This is a genomic window from Comamonas humi, from assembly GCF_054782535.1.
This window is the reverse complement of record NZ_BAAGSH010000018.1, coordinates 393,512-411,583: the sequence shown is the minus strand read 5'-3', so window position 1 is coordinate 411,583 and position 18,072 is coordinate 393,512. Positions and strand designations below refer to the sequence as shown.

Here is an 18,072-nt window from a genome sequence, read left to right as displayed (position 1 = left end):
ATCGTGAATCGGGACATCGCGTTGGAAGAGAGCGGCCGTGCCGGCCATGGGGCAAAAAGCCGCCGCCCGGCGGTGCGCAAGGAGGGCACGGGCCATCTCTTCGTGCCGTGGCGCTGGCACCGGCCGGCCGTCCTCAAGTGGCTGCGGCGCACGCATGCCTGGCTGGGCGTGTGGGGTGCGGTGCTGGGGCTGCTGTTCGGCTTCACCGGCCTGCTGCTCAACCACCGGGCGACGATGAAGATCCCCGGCGCCAGCTACACCAACACGCAGTGGCAGTTGCAGCTGCCCCAGCCGCTGCCTGCGGACATCGGCGCGCTCGGCGCCTACCTGCAGCAGGAGCTGCGCATTGACCGTGCGCCGCACCAGAAGAAGGTGGAGGCCGCGGGGCCCACGCCCTGGCCCGGCGCGACGCAGCCCGAGCGCTGGACGATCGCCTTCGCCACGCCGCGCGAGACGGTGAATGCCGAGTACTGGGTGGGCAATGCCTCGGTGTCGGTGCGGCGCATGGACCCGAATCTGCTGGCCCGGCTCAGCCGCCTGCACATGGCCACGGGCGCCAGCGCGGCCTGGATTTTGCTGACGGATACCCTGGCGGGCGGGCTCATCGCGCTGTCGCTCACCGGCATTTTGCTGTGGACGCGGCTGCACGGCTCGCGGCTGCGGGCCGCCGGGCTGGTGGGCACCTGCCTGACGCTGGCGCTGGTGCTGGCGGCCACGGGGTGGTAGACCGGCTGGGTAGGTTGCTATTGAAAAAAGAGCTATTAGCGCTTTCTATGCCTTGAATTCAAAATAAAAAGTATCTGAATATGGCAAATGGTAAGCGCTAGAAGCTATCAAATAAAGAGCGATAACCGATAGCCAAATTTGTGCGGCGGCCGGGAATAAACCGCCGGGCGGGACTGTTTACCGCGGTTCAATCCCAGGAGAATCCATGACCCGCAGGAAAATCAGTCTCGCCGTGGCCAGTGTGCTGGCCTTGCCGCCGATGTTCGCGCAGGCCGCCGGCCCGCAAGTGACCGGGCCGCAGGTGGTCGAGGCGCTGGAAGGCACGTTCGGCGTGCACCCCGGCGTGCGCCGCAACCACACCAAGGGCACCTGTGCGCTGGGCGAGTTCACCGGCACCGCCGAGGCGGCGAAGTATTCGCGCTCGGCGCTGTTTTCCGGCCAGGCCGTGCCGGTGGTGGCGCGCTTCTCGCTGGCCGGCGGCAACCCCAAGGCGCCCGACGTGGCCAAGAGCCCGCGCGGCATGGCGCTGCAGTTCAAGCTGCCGCAGGGCAAGCTGCACCAGATGGCCATGCTGAACACGCCCATGTTCGGCGCGGCCAGCCCGCAGACCTTCCTCGACCTGACGCTGGCGCAGCGCCCCGATCCGGCCACCGGCAAGCCCGACCCGGAAAAGCTCAAGGCCTTCAAGGCCGCGCACCCGGACAACCAGGCCCAGGCGCAGTACCTGGCCGGCCACAACCCGCCGGACAGCTACGCCCACAGCAGCTACTTCGGCATCCACACCTTCCAGTTCATCGGCGCGCAGGACAAGGTAACGCCGGTGCGCTGGCGCTTCGTGCCGCAGGGCGGCGACAAGCCCCTGAGCGACGAGGCCCTGAAGACGGCCGGCGCCGACTTCCTGGAAAAGGCCTTGATCGACGCCACGGCGAAGCAGCCGGTGCGCTGGGACATGCTGGTGTCGGTGGGGCAGGCTGGCGATCCACAGGACGATCCCACGCAGCCCTGGCCGGCCGGGCGGCTCGAGTTCAAGGCCGGCACGCTGACCATCGCCAGCGCCTCGGCCCAGAAGGGCGCGGCCTGCGAGACCGTCAACTTCGACCCCATGGTCATGGCCGACGGCATTGCGCCGACCAACGACCCGGTGCTGCGCTTTCGCTCGCAGGCCTATGCCGTGTCCTTCGGCAAGCGGCTGAGCGGCCAGTGAGGGGCTGAGCCGGCGCGCGTCAGCGCTGGGCGGCGGGCACGCCGTCCTTCCACTGCGCCCAGCCGGTCACCACGGTGTCGACAAAGCGGCCGCCGACGTTGGCCACATTCGCCACCGTCTCGGCAAAGCCGCCGGCGGTTTCGCCGGGCTTGGGGTCGAGGTGAGCCTGGGTGGTCTCGTTGGGGTTGCCCTGGTCGAAGTTGACCGAGCCGCGCAGGCTCAGGATGCGGTCCGTGCCATGGGTGCGCCCCAGCACCAGGGCAATGGCGGCGGCCTCCATCTCGGTGGCGACGTAGTCGTCGGCGCCGTAGAGCTTGGCGATGTACTGCGCCTCGGCCGACAGGCCCGGGCCGTGGAAGAAGGTGTCGCCCGTCATGTGCGTGCCCACATGCACGGCCGGCGCCTTGCGCGCCGCCGCATCGGGGTAGCGCATGCGATAGCGCTGCGCCGATTCGCTGTCCTGCAGCGCCACACCGCGCGTCATCCGGTAGGCGGCCTGCACCAGCGCCTGGTTGAGCTGGAAGCGCCGGTACTCCTCGTAGCCCTTGCGCGGCATGAAGACCGGCGCGCCGGGCTTGCCCTCGCGCGGCGCCCAGCGGTGGCCCAGGTCGTAGTCCACCAGCCAGCTGCCCCAGGTCACGTCGCCGATGGTGCCGCGCGCCGGCGGCGTTCCCGCCACGCCGCTGATGACGTAGTAGGCCTTGCCGAAGTCGAAGCGCGGGTTGAGCACGATGGCCTGCATCGACGCCGACGAGTTGACCTTGCCCATGCCCAGCACGCTGCCGCAGACGCCGTCGGCGTTGCAGAACACCGGGCTCAGTGCCCCAGGCACGGCGATGGGCTGGGCGTTGCGGAAGTAGCGCTCGTACCAGTGCTGGAACTCGCCCGCGCGGTCGCCCGTGTTCTGGCCGATCTCGAACATCGCCGCGATGAACACCTTGACCTCGATGGGGGCCGGCGCCGGGGCGGGCGCGGCTGCTGCGATGCCGGCGGCCGTGCCGGTGGGCATGGCCGGGTTGCTGCTGCAGCCGGCCAGCGCCAGCGCGCAGGCGGCGGCGGGGATGAATGAAGTCAGGCGGGGCGGGCGGGCGTGCATGGCGGTTCCTTGGGCTGGAAAGAGAAGGCCCGATTGTGCCGCAGGCGCTGTCCGCCTCAGTCCGCTTTGGCTCCCGACAGGCGCACGATTTCGGCCCATTTCTTCTCCTCGGACTTCATGTACTGCAGGAACTCCTGCGGCGACGAGCCCACGGGCTCCGCGCCCATGCGCTGGTACTGGGCCACGACCTCGGGCGTGCGCAGTGCGGCCTGGGCCGTGCGGGCCAGCTTCTCGACGATATCCGCCGGCGTGTTCCGGGGCGCCCACAGGCCGTACCAGGTGCTGGTCTCGAAGCCGGCCACGCCGGATTCCTCCATGGTCGGGATCTGCGGCAGCACGCTGGAGCGCCTGCGCGTGGTCACGGCCAGGGCCTTGAGCTTGCCCGAGGTGATGAAGGGCATGGCCGAAGGCATGGAGTCGAACATCAGCTGGATCTGGCCGCCCATCAGGTCGGTCAGTGCCGGCGAGCTGCCCTTGTAGGGCACGTGCTGCATGGCGATGCCGGTCTTGAGCCGGAACAGCTCGCCCGACAGGTGCTGCGACGAGGCATTGCCGGCCGAGCCGAAGTTCACAGTGCCGCTGCTGCGCCGCAGGTGCGCGATCAGCTCCTGCACGGTCGAGACCGGCATCTGGCTGCTGACCACCAGCACCAGGGGCACGTCGACGATCTGGGTGATGGGCGCGAAGTCGTTGAACGAGTCGTACGGCACCTTGGCGTAGATCGTGGGGTTGATGACCTGCAGCGAGGCATTGGCCAGCAGCGTGTAGCCGTCGGCCGGCGCCTTGGCCACCAGGGCCGCGCCGACCATGCCGCTGGCGCCGGGCTTGTTGTCGATGAAGATGGTCTGCTTCAAGCTCTCGCCCATGGCCACGGCCGCCAGCCGGCCCACCAGGTCGGTGGGGCCGCCGGGCGGGTAGGGCACGACGAGCTTGATCGGGGCCTTGGGATAGTCCGCCGCCGCCCGGGCCAGGGTGCCAAAGGGCGCGAGGGCGGCCACGGCCGCGGCCTGCAGGGCGCGGCGCCTGGAGAGCGTGTAAGGCGTGGAAGTGGGGGTGTGGGCTGGCTTCATGCGGGGTCTCCTTCGATGCGGATCGCGATCTTTCCCAGGACTTCGCGCCCGTGCAGCGCCTGCAGCGCGGGGCACAGCTGCTCCATCGGGAAAACCTGGCTGATGTGCGGCTCGATGGCCTTTCGCGCCGCCAGCGCGAAGAGCTCGGCCATCATGGCCTGCATGGGGGCCTGGTAGCGCACGCGCTCGTTGGCGGGCGTCCAGCCTAGGTACTGGCCGTAGAAATAGCCGTAGACGGTGAGGTTCTTGACCAGCACCATGTTCATCGGCAGCTGCGGGATCGTGCCGCTGGCAAAGCCGATGCTGATGATCTTGCCGTACTGCGCCGTGGCCCGCAGCGCCGCCAGCAGCAGGTCGCCTCCGACCGGATCGAACACCAGGTCCGCGCCCTTGCCGCCGGTGGCCTGCTTGACCTGCTCGATCAGGTGCGCGGGCTCGACGGCATGGTGGGCGCCGCGGCGCAGCGCGTCGTTGCGCTTGGCGGCCGAGCTGGCGCAGGCGATCACCTGCACGCCGGGAATCTGCCGGGCCAGCTCCACCGCGGCCGCGCCCACGCCCGAGCCGGCGCCCAGCACCAGCAGCGTGTCGCCCTCCTGGATCTGCGCCCGCCAGTGCAGGGCGGTGTAGGCCGTGCCGTACGAGATGGGAAGGGCCAGGGCCTGCAGCGGATCGAGTCCGCGGGGAATCGGGTAGACCGTGGCGCCATGCACCAGCACGCGGCTGCCATACGAGCCCCAGTCGCAGATGAAGGCCACCGGGTCGCCGGGTTTGACATGCGACACCCCGGCGCCGCATTGCAGCACGGTGCCCACGCCTTCGGTGCCGGGCACGAAGGGCAGCGGCGGGTGCTTCTGGTAGCGGCCTTCGATCAGCAGCCCGGTGGCGTGGCTCACGCTGGCATGGCTGACCTCGACCAGCACCTCCAGCGGCCCGGGCGCGGGCGGATCGGGCAAGTGCTGCACCGAGGTCACGGCTTCGGGCGCGCCGAATTCGTGGCAGACGATGGCTTTCATGCGGGGGTTCCTTTCGAAGGGGTAGCCACGATGCGCTCGGCCACCAGCGCGTCAATATCAGTGGCGTCCAGCCCCAGCGCGCCGAGGATGTCGCGGCTGTGCTCGCCGATGGCCGGCGCTGGTGCTGCGGGACCGGCATGGCACTGCCAGGGATGAGTGGCCAGATACACCGGGCCGAAGCCGGGCTGCTCCAGCGGCTGGAAGGTGCCCAGGTGCAGCGCCTGGGGGTGGGCGACGACGTCCGGCGCGGTGCGGATGCGGGCATGGAGCGCGTTGTGCCGCTGGAGGGTGGCTTCGAGCTCGGCCATGGCGCGCGGCCGGACCAGGGCGGCCAGCTCGGCATGCAGCGCCTCCTTGTGCTGCAGCCGCAGCTCGTTGCTGGCAAAGCGCGGGTCCGCCTCCCAGTGGGGCGCATCCAGCGCCAGGCAGATGCGCGAGAACTGGTCGTTGTTCAGCGCCAGGATCGTCAGGAACCCGTCCGCCGCCTGGAACACGCCATTGGGTGCGCTCACGGCGGGGCGCGGCGGCTGGCCGGACAGCATCTGCTCGGAGAACACGCTGGACTGCAGCGCGCAGCAGACGTTGAAGAGGTTGATCTCCACATGCACGCCCCGGCCGCTGCGGGCCTTTTGCAGCAGCGCGGCGGTGCAGGCCTGCGCGGCGTAGACGCCGGTGGCGATGTCCGCCAGCAGAAAGCCGACCCGCTGCGGCGTGTGGCCGGCATCGCGGTTGGTGGCCATCAAGCCCGAGTCGGCCTGCATCACGGAGTCGGTGGCGGGGTGGTCCGCGAACGGGCCGCTGGCCCCGTAGCCGCTGATCGAGACATAGACCGGCTGCAGGCCCAGCGCGCTCAGGCTGGCGAAGTCCAGGCCCAGGCGCGCTATGGCCTGGGGCCGGAAGTTCTGTACCACGATGTCGGCCTGCCGCGCCAGCTCCAGCACCAGGGCCTTGCCTCGCGGGTGCCTGGCGTCGATGGCCAGGCTCTGCTTGCCGGCGTTGTAGGTGGTGGAGAGGGTGCTCTGTCCCTGCTGCGCCACGCCGACATGGCGCGCCCAGTCGCCCTCCGGCGGCTCGACCTTGATGACCTTCGCGCCCTGGTGGCCCAGCAGCTCGGCGCAGTAGGGGCCGGCCACGCCCTGGCTGAGGTCCAGCACGGTATAGCCTTGCAGCGGCGCAAAGCCCTGTGTTGATTGAGCGGTCACGAATCGGTCTCCTGGAGCGGCCCCCTGGGCGCCGCTGGTTGGTATGAGGTGCATCGTAAGACGCACGGTTGCCAGGCGGAACCACCAGAAAATACCCATGGGTGTTGATTGCCAGTCAACAATCGAGGCGGCTGCCAGCGATAAGATGCCCGCCTGTTCCCACGAGGCTGGCCATGGACCTGAATCTGGTGCGTCTGTTCATCGCGATTGCCGAGGCGCGCAACCTCACCGATGCCGCCGCGCGCTCGGGCGTGACGCGCTCGAACGTGTCGCGCCGCCTGGGCCTGCTGGAGAGGGAGTTCGGCGCGCAGCTGCTGCGGCGAACCACCCGCCACGTCGAGCTGACCGAGGCGGGCCGCATCCTGTATGCCCACTGCCTGCAGGCCGTCAACGAGTTGCAGTCCGCGCGCAGCCGCATCGACGAGATCCACCGCACGGTCAGCGGCGACATCCGGGTGCGCATCCCCACCGGCCTGGGCCATTTCTACCTGAAGCCGCTGATCCTGGGCTTTTGCCGCGACTACCCCGGCCTGCGGCTCAAGCTGGTCATCAACGACCAGATCCACGACCTGGTCGCGTCCAAGGTGGACCTGGCCATCCACATCACCTCGACGCCGTTCGAGGACCATGTCGCCACCCGGGTGTGCGGCATCCAATGGGGCCTGTTCTGCACGCCGGCCTATCTGCAGCGGCTGGGCCGGGCCATCCGCACGCCCGGCGACCTGAAGGCCGCAAGCCTGATCACGCCGCTGGCCACCGGCCCGCGGATCGAGCTGCTGCAGTCCGGCACGGGCGAATCCATCTGGGTGCAGCACCAGCCGGCGATCCAATCGGGCGACTACCAGTTCCTCTTCGACGCGGCCTGCGCCGACCTGGGCGTGGTGCTGCTGCCCCACTATGCCGTGGCCGACGCGGTGGCGGCCGGCACGCTGGTGCGGGTGCTCAAGCGGATGGCCGTGAAAGGCGTGGGCGACGCGCTCTATATCGTGCGGGCGCCCAACCGGCAGCCGACCTCGGCCGCCGTGGCCTTCATCGAGTTCCTGAAGGCGGCGATCGTGGAATACGCCAGGAACTGGGATTTCAAATAGGCGTGCGGCTCACAGCGCCATCGACGGCCGCTGCGCCATCGCCGCGCGCCAGCGCACGAGGTGCGGGTGCTGCTCGCTGGGCTTGACGCGCACCACGCGCGCAAAGTCCACGACCACCGCGGCCGTGATGTCGGCGATGCTGAAGCGCTCGGTGGCGATGTAGTCGCGGCCGGCCAGGTGCTCGTTCAGCGTGGTGAAGAACTGCTGCAGCCGCGCCAGGCCGCGCTGTGCCAGCTCGGGGATCTGGGCGTAGTTCACCGGGCCGGGCAGGGCGCGGTTGGCCATCGCGGGCGTGCTATTGCGCAGGGCCTCGGCCACGGCCGTCATGCCCTCGAACTCGATGCGCCAGTTCCAGCTGGCGATCTCGGCCTTCTCCAGCGGCGTGGTGCCCAGCAGCGGCGGCTCGGGGCGGTGGGCCTCCAGGTAGGCGGCGATGGCGGCGTTGTTCGTGAGGACGGGGCCTTCCTCGGTGCGCAGCGCGGGCACGGTGCACAGCGGGTTGACCTGGCGGAAGCTGTCGCTCAGCTGCTCGCTGCGCGCGAGGTCGATGTTCACCGTCTCGTGGGCAATACCCTTTTCGGCAAGCAGGATGCGTGCGCGGCGGGGACTCGGTGCCGTGGCGCAGTCGTAGAGAATCATCATCGTCTTTGAACTCCTGAAGCTTATTGCATGTCGAATTCGCCTGCCTACACGCCGCCCGCCGTCTGGACCTGGAACAAGGAAAACGGTGGCCGCTTCGCCAGCATCAACCGCCCGATCTCCGGGCCCACGCACGACAAAGAGCTGCCCGTGGGGCGGCATCCGCTGCAACTGTACTCGCTGGCCACGCCCAACGGTGTCAAGGTCACGGTCATGCTCGAGGAACTGCTGGCGCTGGGCCATGCCGGCGCCGAGTACGACGCCTGGCTGATCCGCATCGGCGACGGCGACCAGTTCGGCAGCGGCTTCGTGCAGGTGAACCCGAACTCCAAGATCCCCGCGCTGATGGACCGCAGCGGCCCCGAGCCGGTGCGCGTGTTCGAGTCCGGCGCCATCCTGCTGTACCTGGCCGAGAAGTTCGGCGCCTTCCTGCCCACCGAGCAGCCGGCGCGCGCCGAATGCCTGTCGTGGCTGTTCTGGCAGATGGGCAGCGCGCCGTACCTGGGGGGCGGCTTCGGCCATTTCTATGCCTATGCGCCCACCAAGATCGAATACGCGATCGATCGCTTCGCGATGGAGGCCAAGCGGCAGCTCGATGTGCTGGACCGGCGCCTGTCCGAGAGCCGGTACCTGGCTGGCGACGACTACACCGTCGCCGATATCGCCGTGTGGCCCTGGTATGGCGCGCTGGCCAAGGGCCAGCTCTACGAGGCGGGCGAGTTCCTGCAGGTGCAGGAATACACCCATGTGCTGCGCTGGGCCGACGAGATCGCGCAGCGCCCGGCCGCACGGCGCGGCCGTATGGTCAACCGTGTCTCGGGCCAGCCGGCCAGCCAGCTGCACGAGCGGCACGATGCCAGCGACTTCGACACCCGGACGCAGGACAAGCTGGCGGCATCGGGCGGTTGATCGGCGGCATGAAGCACGTCCCCGGCTGGAGACCCCTTTGACCCACGGCAAGCCCCAGCTCAGCTTCCGGCACGTCGAGTGCTTCCGGCATGTGATGCTGCTGCACTCGACCATTGCCGCCGCGCACGCCATGGAGGTGTCGCAGTCCTCGGTGAGCCGCTCCATCAGCGCGATGGAGCAAGAAATCGGCTTCGTGCTCTTCACCCGGGACGGCAACCGGATGAAGCCGACCGTCGACGCGCTGCGGCTGTTCGAGATCGTCGAGAAGATGTCCGACGGCCTGGAGGAGATCGGCCGCACGGCCACCGCCATCCGCAGCCAGCAGCTGGGGCGCATCCGCATCATCTGCCTGCCGGTTTTTCTGGACACGCTGGTGGGCAAGGCGGTGGGCCATTTCTCCGTCCTCCATCCCCATCTCCGCTTCGAGGTGGAGGCCGGCGGCATGGCGCGGGTGATGGACGAGGTCGGCACCGGGCGCTTCGAGCTGGGGATAGGGGCCAGCGCCGAGGGGCGCACCGATGTCCGCAGCTCGCTGCTCGAACGCAGGTCGGTGGTCGCCGTGGCGCCCGCGGGCTTTCGCGTGGGCCAGTCCGGCGTCGTCACCTGGGCCGAGCTGGCCAGCCACCCTTTCATCGGCCTGCTGCCCGAAAGCCCGTTCCGGCAGCTGGTCGACCAGCAGTTTGCGCGCCTGGGCCTGGCCCCGGCGATGGTCATCGAGGCCTGCAACCAGCGCATCGCCTTCCAGATGGCCGAGTGCGGCGCGGGCGTGACCTTGGTCGATGCCCGGTACCTGCCTGCGGCGGCGGGCAACGTCCAGCTTTTGCGGCTTGACGAGCCCATGGGCTGGGACTGCCATCTGATCTTTCCCCGCCACGAGATCGCGCACCACGCACTGCGCAGCTTCACCAGCTTCCTGCGCCAACAGGTCCATTGACCGCCGGCGGGTGCCTGGCTGCTTATGCCCTGGGGGGTCTATGCATTCCTGCATATGTTCATGCAGGAACTGCGCAGTGATCCGTGATTCAATGCCCCGAACCCATTCGCTGTGCATCAGATTCACCATGCAAGGATTGCTTTCCGAGGACCGGGGCCGCATCCAGGTCCCTCTGCCCAGGGTGCCACTGGCGCTCACGCCGACGCCGCTGGAGGCATTGCCGAACCTCGGCAGGCAGTTGGATATCCAGCTGAGCGCCAAGCGCGATGACCTGACCGGCCTGGCCTTTGGCGGCAACAAGATCCGGCAGCTCGAGTACTACTTTGGCGAAGCCCGCGAGCAGGGCGCGACGGCGGTGCTGGTCAGCGGGGCCATCCAGTCCAACTACACCCGGGCGACCGCCGCCGTCGCCGCCAAGCTGGGTCTGCGCTGCCATGTGCAGCTCGAAAACCGGGTGCCAAGCATGGAGACGGATTGCTACCGCCATTCCGGCAACGTGCTGCTCAGCGATATCTACGGCGCCTCGGTGAGCCACTTTCCCGATGCCGACGACGAAGAGGGCGCCCATGCCGCCATCAGTGCCATGGCGCGGGGGCTGCGCGAGCGCGGTGAGGTTCCCTACCTGATTTCGCTGAAACCCGACAGCGCGCCGCTGGGCAGCATTGGCTACCTGCATGCTGCCGAAGAGTTGCTGGCACAGCAGCCCGGCATGACGCATGTGGTGCTGGCATCCGGCAGCGGGCAGACCCAGGCCGGCCTGCTGTTCGGCCTGCGCCTGCTGGGCTCCCGGGCCCGTGTCCTCGGTGTCAGCGTGCGCAGGGACGTACCGTCGCAGCACCAAAGAATCCAGGCCCATTGCCGCGCACTGGGCCGCATGCTGGGCGTCGAGGCGCCTGTGGACGAGCGCGATGTCGAAGTCTTCGACGGCAACCTAGGCACGGGTTACGGGCTGCCGGAGCCGGGCCTGCTCGACTTCCTGCTGCAGGCCGCCCGCCAGGACGGCCTGCTGCTCGACCCCGTGTACACCGGCAAGGCGTTTGCCGCCCTGCCGCGCCTGAAGGAGGATGGCCATCTCCCTTCCGGGGCCCAGGTGGTCTTTGTCCATACCGGGGGCCTGCCCGCCGTGTTCGCCTATGGCCCGGAGTTCCAGTCCCGCGCCCGCGCCCGCGCGCAGGCCGGCCGGTGACGCGCTGCGGCGCCTGGTTTCGCTGATTTCTTGAAGGAGGCAATATGAAGCTCGTTTGGGCCGGCCTGGTGCTGGCCGGCATGGCGGTGAACACCGCATCGGCGCAATCCACGGGCGGCACGCTCGACAAGATCCAGGCCAGCGGCAAGGTCGTGGTGGGCGTGCTGGAAAGCTCCCCGCCCATGTCCTATGCCACCGGCGCGGACCGGCGCTACATGGGCTACCACGTCGAGCTGTGCGAGAAGGCGCTGGCCCGGATCGCGCCGCAAGCCCGGCTGGAATACATGGCCATGACGCCGCAGAACACCCTGCCGCTGGTGAACAACGGCACCATCGACATCGCCTGCGGCCCCAAGACCAATAACCTCGCGCGCCAGAAAGAGGTCGCGTTTGCCGTCACCACCTACGTCAGCCAGGTGCGCATGGCCGTGCGCGCAGACTCGGGCATCAGCTCGTTCAAGCAGCTGGACGGCAGGAACATCGTCGCCTCCGCGGGCACCACCGCGGTGCAGCTGCTGCGCAAGTTCGGGCGCGACCATGGCGTCCAGTTGAACACGCTGCTGGGCAAGGACCAGTACGAGAGCTTTTTGATGCTGGAGTCTGGCCGCGCGGATGCCTTCGTCATCGACGACAACCTGCTGGCGGGCCTGATCGCCGGCTCCAAGGCGCCCGAGCGCTACCGGATCGTGGGCGAGGTGCTGGGATCGGAGCCCATCGCCGTGCTTTTCCGCCGCGATGATCCCGGGTTCAAGAAGGCGGTCGACGGTGCGCTGATGGCGATGATGAAGTCCGGCGAGGTGGCCAGGATCTACGACAAGTGGTTCATGCAGCCCATACCGCCCACCAACCAGTCCCTGAACCTGCCCATGAGCGCCGCGCTCCAGCAATTGCTGCGCGAGCCGAACGACAAGCCCGTGGAGGCCTACGCGAACTGAGCGCAGGGGGCTTCCGGGCAGCAAAAAGCCCACCCGAAGGTGGGCTGCTGCGGGCAGGCGGCGCTTATTGCACGCCGATCGTGGTGCTCGAGACCGCGCGGTTGCCCACGGCCACGGCATTCGCCTGGTTGCCCGAGATGTTGACGCCGGCGCCGCCACCGGTGTTGGTGAAGCCGCCGACCACGGTGGCAGTCACGTTGCCCGAGTTGATCTGGGTCGAGGTCAGCCCCACGCTGGCCACCAACTGGCTGGGCAGTGCCGTGGCGGTGATCTGGTTGACCGCGTTGTTGCCGATCGCCGTGGCGGTGGCGGTGTTGTTCACCACGTTGACGTTGCCGCTGTTGCCGCTGGAAAACACCGGCACGTCCAGCGTGGTCGTGGCGTTGATGGCGCCGTAGTTGTACTGGCCGTTCAGCAGGCTCAGCGACGAACCACCGTTCAGCGCAGTCCCGGCGCTGGCCACGATCGAGTTGAGCGCGGCATTGCCCACGCCCAGGGCGTCGGCCGAGTTGCCCGACACCGTGGTGGCGCCAGCCATGGACTGGTTGGTCGATGACGAGCCGATCGGGATCTGCACGCTGGTGACCGCCGTGACGACACCGGTGGCATAGTTCGTCTGGCCGTTGGTCAGCGAGCCACCCAGGTTGGAGGTGAGCGTGCCCGAGTCGATCGTCAGCGCATTGTTGGCCACGTTGGCGCGGGCGTTGCTGCTGGACTGGTTGCCGGAGATGGTGGTGTCGCCATTGCTGCTGCCAGCCGTGCCGACGCCGCTCAGCAGCTGGGTCTGCGTGGTGGAGCTGGTCGCGCCGCTTGAGGTCTGGGCGCTGACGATGGCGGGTGCCATCGAGCCCAGCGCACTGCCGGCCTTCACCGTGACGGTGTTGATCGCCTGGTTCTGGCTGGCGGCGGATGCCGAGTGGTTGTTCGACACCACTACGGTGTTGCCGCCGGCCCGCGTGCCGGTGAGGCCGTAGTTGACCCGAACCAGCGCCGTGGCGTCGCCCTGGTTCACGGTCTGGGTGTTGGCCAGCCCGACGCCTTGCGTGTCCAGGTCCGTGCCGCTGTTGAGGCTCACGGTATTGGCCGCCAGGTTGATGTTGGCGTTGGCCTGCGCCTCGTTGCTAGACACTTGGGCGCTGCCGCCGACGGTGGAGCCCCGCGTGGTGCCGATCATGGCGGGCGCCGCCAGCGTCGGCGAGGGGCTGCTGGACGCCACGCCGGCCGCGATGGCGGTCACGTTGCCCGAGTTGTGCACCTGGTCGTTGGCCACGGCGGCCCCGGCGGGCAGCGTGGCGGTGATCGAGGAGCCGTCGAGTGCCGCCGTGTTGCTGGCCTGCTGGCTGGTGGCATTGGCGGACAGCTGGTTGCCGTTCACCACCAGTTGGTCGTTGGTGGATTGCGCGGTACCGCTGCCGATCAAGCCGGCGCCGGCGAAGGCCATGGTGTTGCCCGCCACATGGGTCTGGCTGTTGCCCACGGTAGCGACCGCGTTGGTGAGCGCGCCGCCGGCCTTGACGGTGGATTCGTTGTCGGCCTGCGAGCCCATGGCATCGGCGGCCACGCTGTTGCCGTTGACGGTCTGGCTGCCATTCTGGCTGCCGGTGAGGGCGATGGTGCCGATAGAGACGGCGGTGGCGCGGGCATTGACATCGCCCGCGCTGTGCAGCTGCGTGTTCAGCACCGGGGCGCTGGCGCCGGACACATCGCTCAGCCCGGAGATCGAGGCCAGGTTGCTGCCCTGCATGCCCAGCGCGCTGGCGCCGACCGCATTGTCATTGACCACCGAGATGTCGCCACTGGAGCCCAGCAGCGTGTTGCGGCCCAACACGCCCACCGAGCTGTTGGCACTGGTGTTGCCGCTGGTATGCGTCTGCACGCTGGTCACGCCGGCGAAGGCATTGGTGACGGAGCTGCCGGCCTGGACGGTGGACTGGCTGTCGGCCGCCATGCCCTGGGCCGCCGCCGTCACCTGGTTGCCGGCGATGGTCTGGTTGCCATTCACGGTGCCGAGCAGGCCCTGGGTCCCCAGGACGGGGGCGTTGGCGCTGGCGCTGACATCGCCCGCGGTATGGGCCTGCCCGTTGAGCACGTTGGCGACGCCTCCGGTCACGCTGCTGGCGCTGCTCACGGCGGCGAGGTTGCTGGCTTCCAGACCCATCGCCGAGGCATCGACGGCGTTGCCGTTGACCACGGCCGTGTCGCCCGCGGACAGCAGGGTGGTGGTGCTGCCCAACAGGTTCACCTGGCTGGTGGCGCTGACATTGCCGTCGCCATGCGTCTGGCTGTTGACGGCGCCGGCAGTGCCGTTCGTGACTGCGCTGCTGGCCTGCAGCACGGCGCGGTTGCGGGCATAGGCATCCTGTGCGCTGGCTTGCACGCTGTTGCCGTTGACCACCTGGTTGCCGTTCAGGCTGGCCCCGGTCTGGGCGCCCAGCGTGTTCACGCTGGAGCTGGCGCTGATGTTGCCCGCGGCGTGGCCTTGCAGGTTGGCGGCGCCGACGCTGCTGCCGGTCACGCCGCTGCCGGCCGTGGCTGCGGCCAGGTTGTCTGCCGACGAGCCCATGGCGCTGGAGCTGACCGTGTTCTGGTTGACGTTGACCCGGTCGCCGGCGGAGCCGACCGTGGACACGCCCAGCGTGCCGACCTGCGCGTTGGCGCCAACGGCGCCGCTGGCCTGCGTGCTGCTGGCGCCGAGCACCAGGTTGGAGATGCCGGCCGAGGCATCGACCTGGGCCTGGTTGCTGCCGTGGTTGCCGGTGGCGCTGGCGGTGACGTCGTTCTGGTTGACCGCGTAGGCGTTGTTCACCGAGGTCAGCGTGTTGTTCTGCACGCCCAGGGTTCCGACATTGCTGTTGGCGCCGACGGCGCCGCTCGACTGACTGGAGGCCGCAGCCATGGGCGATGCGGCGCCTGTGCCGTTCACGTTGGAGGCATTGACCAGCAGCTCATTGCTCACCTGGTTGCCCTGTGCCGTGGCGGCGGCGCTGTTGTCATTGACATTGAAGCTGCTGCCGCTGGGACCCTGTGGAACGAAGATGCCGAGCTGTTGCCCCAGCGTGATGCCCAGCGTATTGACCGTGTTGCCGGCCGCGACGCTGGCATTGGGCGATTGCACCTGGAGGACGTTGCTGGCGGCGGGCGCGGAAATATTCAGGTCGGCGGCGGTGTCGATCCCGAGGTGCTGGCTGGTCTGGTTGGCGGTGGCCGTGGCGGCCGCATTGTTGCTGTTCACGTCGAGGGCCAGGCCGGACCAGGAGGTGTCGCTGAAGAGGCTCTGCGCGCGCTTGGTGAGCGCAATGCCGAGCAGGTTGTCGAGCGTGGTGGCCGTCACGTTGGCGTTGGCCGCCTGCCCAGAGCCTACCGTGGCCGGCGTGCCCAGCGTGACGCCGGCGGGATTCTGCAGGTCCAGCGAGGCGGTGTTGTCATTGGCCGTGGCGGTGGAGCGGGTGTTGTTGCCGTTGACCGTGCCATGGGCTCCGGTGCGGTTGCCGCCGTTGCCCGGCGACAGCAGGTTGGTGGTGTCGATGCCGATCTTGCCGGGGCTGGTAGTGGCGGAGGTGGCCGCGTTGACCGTCTGCGTGACGGTCACGGTCGGCGTGGACGGCACCTGGCTGGAGATCAAATGCGTGCTGGTCGCCTGGTTGCCGGTGCCCGAGGCGTTGAAGCCGTTGCTGTTGATCGTCGTGTTGGTGGGACTGAAGGTCTGCGTCACCGCACCGCCGGGGCCGGGGGTGAAGGTCGCTGTCGCCGAGGTGGTGCCGTTCTGCACCTGCGGCACCGAGATGTATTGCTGCGCGGTGGCCGCGGATGCCACGCACAGCAGTGCGGCTGCGGCGGCCAGCGGGGCCAGGCGCGGAAGAGGGGCGTGTTTGCGTGACATGGCGTACTCCTTTGACGATGGAACTAGCGGTGGCGGAAACGGGAAATTTGAGCGAAATCGGCCTCTGGCGCTTATGTATCAAGCGCTGAAAGCTATGTTTTTGATAGTGATGGATGGAGCCCGCGCGAAGCGGGGTCGTTCAGGGCTCGACCTGCAGCCTGGCGAGCAGGCGGAAGCCGGCGCCATAGCGGTGCACGGTGTTGTCGCCTGGCGAGGGGCGCCAGATGATGTTGACCTGCTCCGGCGGCACGCCATGCTGGGCGAGCAGGCCGCGCAGCGCCTGGATGCGCGCATCGGTCAGCTCGTCGCGGCGGGTGGGGTTCTGGTCGGTTTCGCTCTCGCGGGCCAGCACGGCCATGCGCACGCCCTGGCCGGCGCGCAGGCGGGTGGCCACGGTTTCGGCCGCGGTGGACGATTGCTGGGCGATGCGGCTGGAGTTTTCCTCGAACACCACGTCCAGTGCGGTGAGCGCGGCGGACGTGCTCTCCTGCAGCGGTTCGCTGGGCGCGGCGGCCGGCGTTGGGGCAGGAGGGGGAGCGGCCGGCGCGGCCGCGGGCGCTTCGGCCGCGGGTGCGGCCTTGGCCTGCTGTTCGCCAGGGTTGGGCTTGTCGAGGCAGGGCGCCGCCGGCGTCTGCGTGACCGCGCCGATCAGCTCGACCACGCCTTGCTCCAGCGTGGTGCGCACCCCGAGCTGCACGGGCTCCAGGTCCTTGGAGCCGGCGTTGATGTCGAAGAGATTGCTGCCGAAGAAGCGGAAGATGCCGGCGCCGATCTCGCGGCCCACGATCTGCTTTTGCAGGCTCACCGCGCGCACCACCCGCAGCGTGCGGGTCTCGACGATGCGCAGGTCGGCGCCGACGTTCATCGTGAAGACGCGAAAGCGCGGCCCGATCTGGTTGACCTGCGCCTCGATGCCGCCGGACTGGATGTTGTAGTTCAGTTCGGTCAGCCCGCCGATGATGTAGTAGTCGGATTTGAGGATGGAGCCGCCGTAGTAGGGAATCCACGGTACCGCGCGCTGGCCCTTGTCGTCGCGCAGCGCATGCTGGCCGCCGTCGCCCAGCTGGCGCCGGTCGGTGTAGGCCAACTCCAGCTCGGCCACGCGGGTGTCGAAGCGCTCGCGCACCTCCACCGCGCCGCCCAGCTTGCCCAGCGCCGAATAGACCATGAGCGCGCCGCCCTGCGTGAGCACGTTGCCGTCGCCCTGCGAGTACTTGCCGGTGTAGTCCTTGATGTCGCCCACGGCGATCGACAGCGGCGGCTTGCCCTGGTTCTGCGCCACGATGCGGTGCGACAGGCAGGCCAGCACGCCGTCAAGCGGCGTGCCGTTGTGGCGCGGGCTCGGGCCCTGGATCACGGCGGCCTCGTCCTCGGCCATCTGCACGCGCTGGTAGCTGGGCAGGGCGCAGCCGGCGAGCAGCAGGGCGCTGGCCAGCGCGGGCAGGTGGATCTTGGCGATGCGGGCCGGCAGCCGGCCAGCCTGGCAGGTATGGATGGGGTCTTGCATGGTGTCTCCCTGGGCGCTCAGTTGATGGCGCCGCCGGCGCTGAACTGGCAGGCGGAGCTGCCGCTGACGCTGGTGGTCTGGCTGCCGCTGTTGTTCTGGGCGATCTGCATGTCCTGCTGGCCGCTACTGTGATCGCTGTTGATGGGCGCCATCGTGGTCGACGACGGGCTGCCCTGCACGCCGCTGCTGATGGCGCCGGAGTTGCCCTGGGTGTTGTTGGAGACACCGCCGCGGCCCAGGTTGTCGGTGCTCTGGTACTGGCTGCCCAGGCTGGAGGCGCTGTTGCCGCTGGTGGCCGTGGTATCGGGCGAGGCCACGCGCGAAGCCTGGTCGGACGAGTTGCTGTTGCCGGCCGCGGTGGGCTGGAAGTTGCAGTTGACCTGGCGCTCGATGTTGGTGATGTAGGTGCTGCGGAAGGAGTCGTAGTAGCCGCCTTTTTTCTTCTCCACCAGGTCGTTGACCAGGGCGCGGTTGGCCCGGTCGGCGCTGGTCTGGAACTGCCAGGGAACGGTTTCGCCCAGCCAGCCCTGCGCATGGATGGCGGGGGCCATGCACAGCAGGGCTGCGGTGGTGAAGAGGAACGGTGCTCGTGTCATGGGGGCCTCACTCGGTTGGGTCTCGGCGAACGCCCCGCGGGCGATCACCCGGGACAAGGGGTGCCTATGTGTCGCAGCCATGCCGTG

General features: G+C 68.8%; 15 protein-coding genes. 7 read left to right on the top strand and 8 right to left on the bottom strand.

Features of this window, described 5'->3' with window-relative positions:
- Nucleotides 1–3 precede the first annotated feature (3 nt).
- Together ACYVKR_RS19990 and ACYVKR_RS19985 are read left to right on the top strand one after the other, a co-directional pair.
- The gene (locus ACYVKR_RS19990; protein ID WP_460482711.1) at nucleotides 4–726 is read left to right on the top strand and encodes a PepSY-associated TM helix domain-containing protein; all 723 of its coding nucleotides are present in this window, start codon (nucleotides 4–6) and stop codon (nucleotides 724–726) included.
- Nucleotides 727–931: 205 nt separating this feature from the next.
- Complete coding sequence (locus ACYVKR_RS19985; RefSeq protein ID WP_460482710.1) at nucleotides 932–1,930, top strand: catalase family peroxidase; 999 nt, start codon at nucleotides 932–934, stop codon at nucleotides 1,928–1,930.
- A 19-nt stretch (nucleotides 1,931–1,949) separates the two neighbouring features.
- On the opposite strand, the gene ACYVKR_RS19980 is transcribed toward ACYVKR_RS19985, so the two are convergent.
- From ACYVKR_RS19980 to ACYVKR_RS19965, 4 genes are read right to left on the bottom strand one after another with little or no spacing between them, the layout of a single operon-like run.
- A complete protein-coding gene (locus ACYVKR_RS19980; protein ID WP_460482709.1) occupies nucleotides 1,950–3,026 on the bottom strand; it encodes a purine-nucleoside phosphorylase in 1,077 nt (358 codons plus the stop codon).
- Nucleotides 3,027–3,082: 56 nt separating this feature from the next.
- On the bottom strand, nucleotides 3,083–4,096 hold the full coding sequence (locus ACYVKR_RS19975; RefSeq protein ID WP_460482708.1) for a Bug family tripartite tricarboxylate transporter substrate binding protein: 1,014 nt from the start codon (nucleotides 4,094–4,096) through the stop codon (nucleotides 3,083–3,085).
- Complete coding sequence (locus ACYVKR_RS19970; protein WP_460482707.1) at nucleotides 4,093–5,109, bottom strand: NADPH:quinone oxidoreductase family protein; 1,017 nt, start codon at nucleotides 5,107–5,109, stop codon at nucleotides 4,093–4,095. Before ACYVKR_RS19970 ends, ACYVKR_RS19975 begins: the two co-directional genes overlap by 4 nt.
- On the bottom strand, nucleotides 5,106–6,311 hold the full coding sequence (locus ACYVKR_RS19965) for a CaiB/BaiF CoA transferase family protein (RefSeq protein WP_460482706.1): 1,206 nt from the start codon (nucleotides 6,309–6,311) through the stop codon (nucleotides 5,106–5,108). Before ACYVKR_RS19965 ends, ACYVKR_RS19970 begins: the two co-directional genes overlap by 4 nt.
- A 173-nt stretch (nucleotides 6,312–6,484) precedes the next feature.
- Between ACYVKR_RS19965 and ACYVKR_RS19960 the strand changes: the two genes are divergently transcribed.
- On the top strand, nucleotides 6,485–7,399 hold the full coding sequence (locus ACYVKR_RS19960) for a LysR family transcriptional regulator (protein ID WP_460482705.1): 915 nt from the start codon (nucleotides 6,485–6,487) through the stop codon (nucleotides 7,397–7,399).
- Nucleotides 7,400–7,408: 9 nt separating this feature from the next.
- Here ACYVKR_RS19960 and ACYVKR_RS19955 read toward each other — a convergent pair whose 3' ends face one another.
- Nucleotides 7,409–8,041 (bottom strand): glutathione S-transferase family protein, encoded by a 633-nt coding sequence (locus ACYVKR_RS19955; RefSeq protein ID WP_460482704.1) that lies wholly within the window; start codon nucleotides 8,039–8,041, stop codon nucleotides 7,409–7,411.
- Nucleotides 8,042–8,068: 27 nt separating this feature from the next.
- Here ACYVKR_RS19955 and yghU point away from each other — a divergent pair, with 27 nt between their 5' ends.
- The 4 genes from yghU (at nucleotide 8,069) to ACYVKR_RS19935 (ending at nucleotide 12,002) form a co-directional block, all read left to right on the top strand.
- A complete protein-coding gene (gene yghU / locus ACYVKR_RS19950) occupies nucleotides 8,069–8,947 on the top strand; it encodes a thiol:disulfide oxidoreductase (RefSeq protein ID WP_460482703.1) in 879 nt (292 codons plus the stop codon).
- Between the two features lie 37 nt (nucleotides 8,948–8,984).
- On the top strand, nucleotides 8,985–9,881 hold the full coding sequence (locus ACYVKR_RS19945; protein WP_460482702.1) for a LysR family transcriptional regulator: 897 nt from the start codon (nucleotides 8,985–8,987) through the stop codon (nucleotides 9,879–9,881).
- Between the two features lie 127 nt (nucleotides 9,882–10,008).
- A complete protein-coding gene (locus ACYVKR_RS19940) occupies nucleotides 10,009–11,067 on the top strand; it encodes a D-cysteine desulfhydrase family protein (RefSeq protein ID WP_460482701.1) in 1,059 nt (352 codons plus the stop codon).
- A gap of 44 nt (nucleotides 11,068–11,111) precedes the next feature.
- Nucleotides 11,112–12,002, top strand: a complete 891-nt coding sequence (locus tag ACYVKR_RS19935) for a transporter substrate-binding domain-containing protein (RefSeq protein WP_460482700.1) — start codon at nucleotides 11,112–11,114, stop codon at nucleotides 12,000–12,002.
- Between the two features lie 64 nt (nucleotides 12,003–12,066).
- Here the strand turns inward: ACYVKR_RS19935 and ACYVKR_RS19930 are convergent, their stop codons facing one another.
- The 3 genes from ACYVKR_RS19930 to ACYVKR_RS19920 all read right to left on the bottom strand — a co-directional run bounded on the left by ACYVKR_RS19930 (nucleotide 12,067) and on the right by ACYVKR_RS19920 (nucleotide 17,985).
- Nucleotides 12,067–15,882 carry a beta strand repeat-containing protein gene (locus ACYVKR_RS19930; RefSeq protein WP_460482699.1) on the bottom strand — a complete coding sequence of 1,272 codons (3,816 nt, stop codon included), beginning with the start codon at nucleotides 15,880–15,882 and terminating at the stop codon, nucleotides 12,067–12,069.
- Between the two features lie 139 nt (nucleotides 15,883–16,021).
- A complete protein-coding gene (locus ACYVKR_RS19925; RefSeq protein ID WP_460482698.1) occupies nucleotides 16,022–17,389 on the bottom strand; it encodes a CsgG/HfaB family protein in 1,368 nt (455 codons plus the stop codon).
- Nucleotides 17,390–17,406: 17 nt separating this feature from the next.
- A complete protein-coding gene (locus tag ACYVKR_RS19920; protein WP_460482697.1) occupies nucleotides 17,407–17,985 on the bottom strand; it encodes a hypothetical protein in 579 nt (192 codons plus the stop codon).
- Nucleotides 17,986–18,072: the final 87 nt, after the last annotated feature.

Bases quoted from the DNA above. Each gene is read 5' to 3' on its own strand.
- ACYVKR_RS19940 (WP_460482701.1), top strand. From the start codon at position 10,009: ATGCAAGGATTGCTTTCCGAGGACCGGGGCCGCATCCAGGTCCCTCTG.
- ACYVKR_RS19955 (WP_460482704.1), bottom strand. From the start codon at position 8,041: ATGATGATTCTCTACGACTGCGCCACGGCACCGAGTCCCCGCCGCGCA.
- ACYVKR_RS19960 (WP_460482705.1), top strand. From the start codon at position 6,485: ATGGACCTGAATCTGGTGCGTCTGTTCATCGCGATTGCCGAGGCGCGC.
- ACYVKR_RS19970 (WP_460482707.1), bottom strand. From the start codon at position 5,109: ATGAAAGCCATCGTCTGCCACGAATTCGGCGCGCCCGAAGCCGTGACC.
- yghU (WP_460482703.1), top strand. From the start codon at position 8,069: ATGTCGAATTCGCCTGCCTACACGCCGCCCGCCGTCTGGACCTGGAAC.
- ACYVKR_RS19935 (WP_460482700.1), top strand. From the start codon at position 11,112: ATGAAGCTCGTTTGGGCCGGCCTGGTGCTGGCCGGCATGGCGGTGAAC.
- ACYVKR_RS19930 (WP_460482699.1), bottom strand. From the start codon at position 15,882: ATGTCACGCAAACACGCCCCTCTTCCGCGCCTGGCCCCGCTGGCCGCC.
- ACYVKR_RS19985 (WP_460482710.1), top strand. From the start codon at position 932: ATGACCCGCAGGAAAATCAGTCTCGCCGTGGCCAGTGTGCTGGCCTTG.
- ACYVKR_RS19925 (WP_460482698.1), bottom strand. From the start codon at position 17,389: ATGCAAGACCCCATCCATACCTGCCAGGCTGGCCGGCTGCCGGCCCGC.
- ACYVKR_RS19920 (WP_460482697.1), bottom strand. From the start codon at position 17,985: ATGACACGAGCACCGTTCCTCTTCACCACCGCAGCCCTGCTGTGCATG.
- ACYVKR_RS19980 (WP_460482709.1), bottom strand. From the start codon at position 3,026: ATGCACGCCCGCCCGCCCCGCCTGACTTCATTCATCCCCGCCGCCGCC.
- ACYVKR_RS19975 (WP_460482708.1), bottom strand. From the start codon at position 4,096: ATGAAGCCAGCCCACACCCCCACTTCCACGCCTTACACGCTCTCCAGG.